Here is a 4,521-nt window from a genome sequence, read left to right as displayed (position 1 = left end):
AAGCTCGCCCTGCCATCCCATCGCGCGCACGACGCCGCCGCGTCCACCGCATCCCGTCCCAACGTTCGTGACGATGGCCAACGCCCCTTCCTTGGGGACGGGATGTCGGGAGCTTTAAAAGTGATTTGCCCGGCGATCAAAGCGGAAATCTGCCCGACGGGTTGTTTTGTCGCAGCCGCGGCGGCCATCAAGGCATGAACGCATGGATTCGGTATTGGACGGGGGTCCGCTTTGCTATGCGTTCCGGACTCACGTCGGACATCGCGTGATGTCCGAAATGTGCCATGTGCCGGTGGAGGAGCCGTCCACAGCATCACAAGAGACATGGCCCCTGTTCGAAATGGAACCCATCAACATTGAGGAGGAATGCAATGAAGCATCCTCGCAAAATTTCAGCGGCAGACGCCGCTGCAATAGTCCGCAGCGAGGTACCTGCGACCTAATGAGACATGAGGCAGCAAAGGGGGCTTGAGGCGAGAATATCCCGCGTCATACCACCGTAGATCCATTCGCCCAACCGGCTGTGACCGTAGGCGCCGGCCACCAGCAGGTCGGCATCCTCGTCCAGGGCAAACTGGAGCAGATGATCTGCGTCAGACCTGTCGCGATGAAGAATTGGCCGAGACTCTGCAGTGATCCGGTGCCGCGACAGATAACGGACAACGTCCCCTATCCGGGCTACCGCATTTCGTTCCTCGTCCCGGGAGCAGACTTCGACGACCGAAACGCGCTTGGCGGCACGTAGGAACGGGACCGCATCCAGCACGGCTCGACGGGCCTCGCGGGTATCCTTCCAGGCCACGACGACATGTTCGGCCCGCAACGAGGCGACGCCCGGCGCAACAACCAGCGCGGGCCGGCCTAGCCTGAGAAGCACCTCACCCGGATCGAGGGTTCGGTGATGGTCATGGCGGCCCTCAGTCTGCTGCCCAATGATGAGGAGATCGGCACAGCGGGCTTCCCGCGCCAATGCATCGCACGGCAAATCCAGCGTCGTTCGCCATTCGACGTCCTGACGATCCGTGCCGACGATTCTGCGGAACCAGTCTCCTCGCTTTGCCAGCGCCTTGCGCATTTGCTTTATGTCAGCAGCTTCCGTAGTCAACTCGATGATCGCCTCTTCTGCGACGAATGGCGGAGGAACGGCACGGGCGGAGAAACCTATCAGCGCTGCATCGAATTTCGCGGCAAGCTCCGAGGCAATTCGAACCCTTTGTTCCGGAAGACCATCGACGTCGACATAGACCAACAGGGCTGCATAGGACATAAGGCCGCTCCACAAAAGCAAAGCCACGTTCGCACTGCACCGCGACCAGCTTTCCTGCTGGGGCAGTGGCATATACTCGCGGCACGTTGGCTGATCTACACCGACCAATACTGCGGATGGCGATAGGTCGCGGAGCGATCGCCCCAGTCGAAAGCCTCGCCGTCGAGCTCCGATGGGCCGCTCCGAAGTTCTTCTAACGTTAGGTTGGTTGTGTAGGCCTTACGCGCCACATCGTACTTCAGCGAATCCCAAGGCACCGGATAGTGGCGTACCTCACCTTTGAGTAATCCGCCGCATCTCACGACCGCGTAGGCAACTGTTCCGCTCTTTTTTTCAAGCATCAGTCGCTCGATCGTGCCGATTTTCTCATCGCCGCGACCGTAGACCGATGCAGTCTCTACGTGATCGCTGGGAACCAGGGTATGAGCCATGGCCACCTCCCTGCATCTTCGCCACCGAACATTCACGCTCGGTAGACCCACAAAAAAGTTTGCATTAATCGGATCATCGGCAATTGATGTGGATCAACGGCCCTGGGTGACATCACCTGGAGGTTATTTTAAGACTTTGGCTTTCGGCTTTTGGAAGGAACCCGAGACGGGTCACGCAGAAGATGTTTAGAGGTCGCCGAGGTCTGCTCCGGAGTCACAATGCGAAATACTCGCACTGAGCAGATGTTTTTCGCTTTGCCTCCAAACTCAGACATTGCTTGATGCTGTCGACACTTCGCATTTTGCCACTTCCGGACTCATGCACCGCAGCAAATGGAACTCTTATACGTCGGTGGGCAAAGCAGCGTCGTTACGGGCGAGTGCTGAGAGGCTCCGAAGCCGACGGGGAAATCGGACCGCGCAAGTCTGGATTCGTTCGATAATTGGGATAAGGTTGCGCTACTTGCGCAGAAAAAAATCAAAACGACCCCCGGGAGGAAATGATGCTCGACACCACGCTTAACGCGCGCGTCCAAGTTTTTCTCGACAAATTCGACGCCGCGCTTGTGGCGGGCGATCTCGACGCCGCCATGGGAATGTTCGCTCCGGAATGCTACTGGCGCGACCTTGTTGCGTTCACCTGGAACATCAAGACGATGGAAGGCCGCGATCAGGTCCGCGACATGCTCGCGCATTGCCTCGCGCGCGTGAAGCCGCGCAACTGGAAAATCGCCGAGGGTGAGACAGCAACCGAAGCTGGCGGCGTGACCGAGTCCTGGATCTCGTTCGAGACCGAGGTCGCGCGCGGATATGGCCTGATCCGCCTTCAGAACGGCCAGATATGGACGCTGCTAACAACGATGGTCGAGCTAAAGGGCCATGAGGAAAAGGCCGGCTTCACCCGACCACTCGGCGCCCGTCATGGCGTCAATCCCGGCGCAAAAACCTGGAAGGAATTGCGCGACGAAGAAATCGAGAAACTCGGCTTCGAGACGCAGCCCAACGTGCTCATCATCGGCGGCGGCCAGGGCGGCATCGCGCTCGGCGCGCGGCTGCGCCAGCTCGGTGTGCCCACGATCATCGTCGAAAAGAACGCACGTGCGGGTGATTCCTGGCGCAACCGCTACAAGTCGCTCTGCCTGCACGACCCCGTCTGGTACGATCACCTTCCCTACATCGACTTTCCCAAGAACTGGCCGGTGTTCTCGCCCAAGGACAAGATCGGCGATTGGCTGGAGATGTACACCAAAGTCATGGAGCTGAACTACTGGACCAGCACCGCGGCCAAACACGCAGATTGGGACGAAGCCAAAAAGGAATGGATGGTCGTCGTCGAGCGCGATGGCAAGGAGATCACGCTGCGTCCAAAACAGCTGGTGTTCGCGACCGGCATGTCGGCCAAGCCGAACATGCCGAAATTCAAGGGCATGGACAGTTTCAAGGGCGAGCAGCACCATTCCTCGCGCCATCCCGGTCCCGACGGCTACAAGGGCAAGAAGGTGGTCGTGATCGGCTCGAACAATTCCGCGCATGACATCTGCGCCGCGCTCTATGAGGCCGGCGTCGACGTGACCATGGTGCAGCGCTCGACGACCCATATCGTGCGCTCGGAATCGTTGATGGAAAGCCTCGGCGATCTCTATTCCGAGCGCGCCGTTCGCGGCGGCATGACCACCGCGAAGGCAGATCTGATCTTCGCGTCCCTGCCCTACAAGATCATGAATCAGTTCCAGAAGCCGGTCTACGACAAGATCCGCAAGGACGACGCCGGTTTCTATGCGGGACTGGAGAAGGCCGGCTTCCGGCTCGACTTTGGCGACGACGATTCTGGCCTGTTCATGAAATATCTGCGCCGCGGCTCCGGCTACTACATCGACATCGGCGCCTCGCAGCTCATCATCGACGGCAAGATCAAGCTGGTCACGGGTCAGGTCGAGGAAATCACACCCAATGGCATCAGGCTCGACAACGGCCAGGAATTGCCGGCCGACGTGATCGTCTACGCCACCGGCTACAGCTCGATGAACGGCTGGGTCGCCGATCTCGTCAGTCAGGAAATGGCCGACAAGGTCGGCAAGGTCTGGGGTCTCGGCTCGAATACGACAAAGGACCCCGGCCCATGGGAAGGTGAACAGCGCAACATGTGGAAGCCGACGCAGCAGGAAGGCCTTTGGTTCCACGGCGGTAATCTGCACCAGTCGCGCCATTACTCGCAATTCCTTTCCCTGCAGTTGAAGGCGCGCTACGAGGGCATCCCAACGCCGGTCTATGGCCTGCAAACCGTCTATCACAAGGCCTGAGGTTGCAAAGCACACAGCGGGGCTCGCGGGTTGCGAGCCCCATGCCGATCCGAACGATGCCGTGTCGCTACCAGCCGGCAGCGAGCCGATTGCAATCGCTTCGTTCAGGCATTGCGGGCGCGCATCGGGCCGGCCTCACTCGCGTTCGGCTGGACCGATTGCCGGGTGACGGCGTGGCTAAAGGCTGCTCTCTCCACCCCTTCAATTTCATCTTGCCCATGAAATCGCGGTTTCCAAGCGGCGCGCCCTTGTGGCGGAGAATGTCGTAAGCCGTGCTCGCATGGAAAAAGAAGTTCGGCAGTGAGAACGACATCAGGAAGCCTTCCGCCGTGAACGGAAGCGCGCGGTCGCCGAGCCTGAAGGTGACATCGCGGCCGACGAGCGCGGATTCTTCTGCCGCTTGACGTAGGGCTTCACATAGGCTGGCGGCATCAACCGCACGGTGTGACCCAGTGCCTGAAGTTCGCGTGACCAATGGTGCGCCGAGGCGCAGGCTTCGATACCGACCAGACATGGCGTTAGC

General features: G+C 59.7%; 4 protein-coding genes and 2 pseudogenes. 2 read left to right on the top strand and 4 right to left on the bottom strand.

The window, feature by feature from the left end:
* A partial coding sequence (locus QZ213_RS25040) for a hypothetical protein (RefSeq protein WP_291688754.1) occupies nucleotides 1–198 on the top strand: 198 nt, incomplete at its 5' end.
* Between the two features lie 241 nt (nucleotides 199–439).
* On the opposite strand, the gene QZ213_RS25035 is transcribed toward QZ213_RS25040, so the two are convergent.
* Both QZ213_RS25035 and QZ213_RS25030 read right to left on the bottom strand, forming a co-directional pair.
* Complete coding sequence (locus QZ213_RS25035) at nucleotides 440–1,267, bottom strand: universal stress protein (RefSeq protein WP_291688753.1); 828 nt, start codon at nucleotides 1,265–1,267, stop codon at nucleotides 440–442.
* Between the two features lie 95 nt (nucleotides 1,268–1,362).
* On the bottom strand, nucleotides 1,363–1,698 hold the full coding sequence (locus QZ213_RS25030) for a PRC-barrel domain-containing protein (RefSeq protein ID WP_291688752.1): 336 nt from the start codon (nucleotides 1,696–1,698) through the stop codon (nucleotides 1,363–1,365).
* A gap of 503 nt (nucleotides 1,699–2,201) precedes the next feature.
* Here QZ213_RS25030 and QZ213_RS25025 point away from each other — a divergent pair.
* Nucleotides 2,202–3,998 carry an NAD(P)/FAD-dependent oxidoreductase gene (locus QZ213_RS25025; RefSeq protein ID WP_291688751.1) on the top strand — a complete coding sequence of 599 codons (1,797 nt, stop codon included), beginning with the start codon at nucleotides 2,202–2,204 and terminating at the stop codon, nucleotides 3,996–3,998.
* Nucleotides 3,999–4,065: 67 nt separating this feature from the next.
* On the opposite strand, the pseudogene QZ213_RS25020 reads toward QZ213_RS25025, so the two are convergent.
* Nucleotides 4,066–4,344, bottom strand: a pseudogene (locus QZ213_RS25020) (DUF1993 family protein); the annotation flags it as partial.
* Between the two features lie 44 nt (nucleotides 4,345–4,388).
* Nucleotides 4,389–4,521, bottom strand: a pseudogene (locus QZ213_RS25015) (IS110 family transposase); the annotation flags it as partial.

The sequence above is a fragment of the Bradyrhizobium sp. genome, assembly GCF_017881085.1.
In the GTDB taxonomy this organism is placed as follows: Bacteria; Pseudomonadota; Alphaproteobacteria; order Rhizobiales; family Xanthobacteraceae; genus Bradyrhizobium.
Note: the sequence above shows the minus strand (reverse complement) of the source record. Positions and strands in the feature narration are given on the sequence as shown.

What these genes read in the sequence shown, in the direction of transcription:
- QZ213_RS25035 (WP_291688753.1), bottom strand. Translation starts at nt 1,267, where the DNA reads ATGTCCTATGCAGCCCTGTTGGTCTATGTCGACGTCGATGGTCTTCCG.
- QZ213_RS25030 (WP_291688752.1), bottom strand. Translation starts at nt 1,698, where the DNA reads ATGGCTCATACCCTGGTTCCCAGCGATCACGTAGAGACTGCATCGGTC.
- QZ213_RS25025 (WP_291688751.1), top strand. Translation starts at nt 2,202, where the DNA reads ATGCTCGACACCACGCTTAACGCGCGCGTCCAAGTTTTTCTCGACAAA.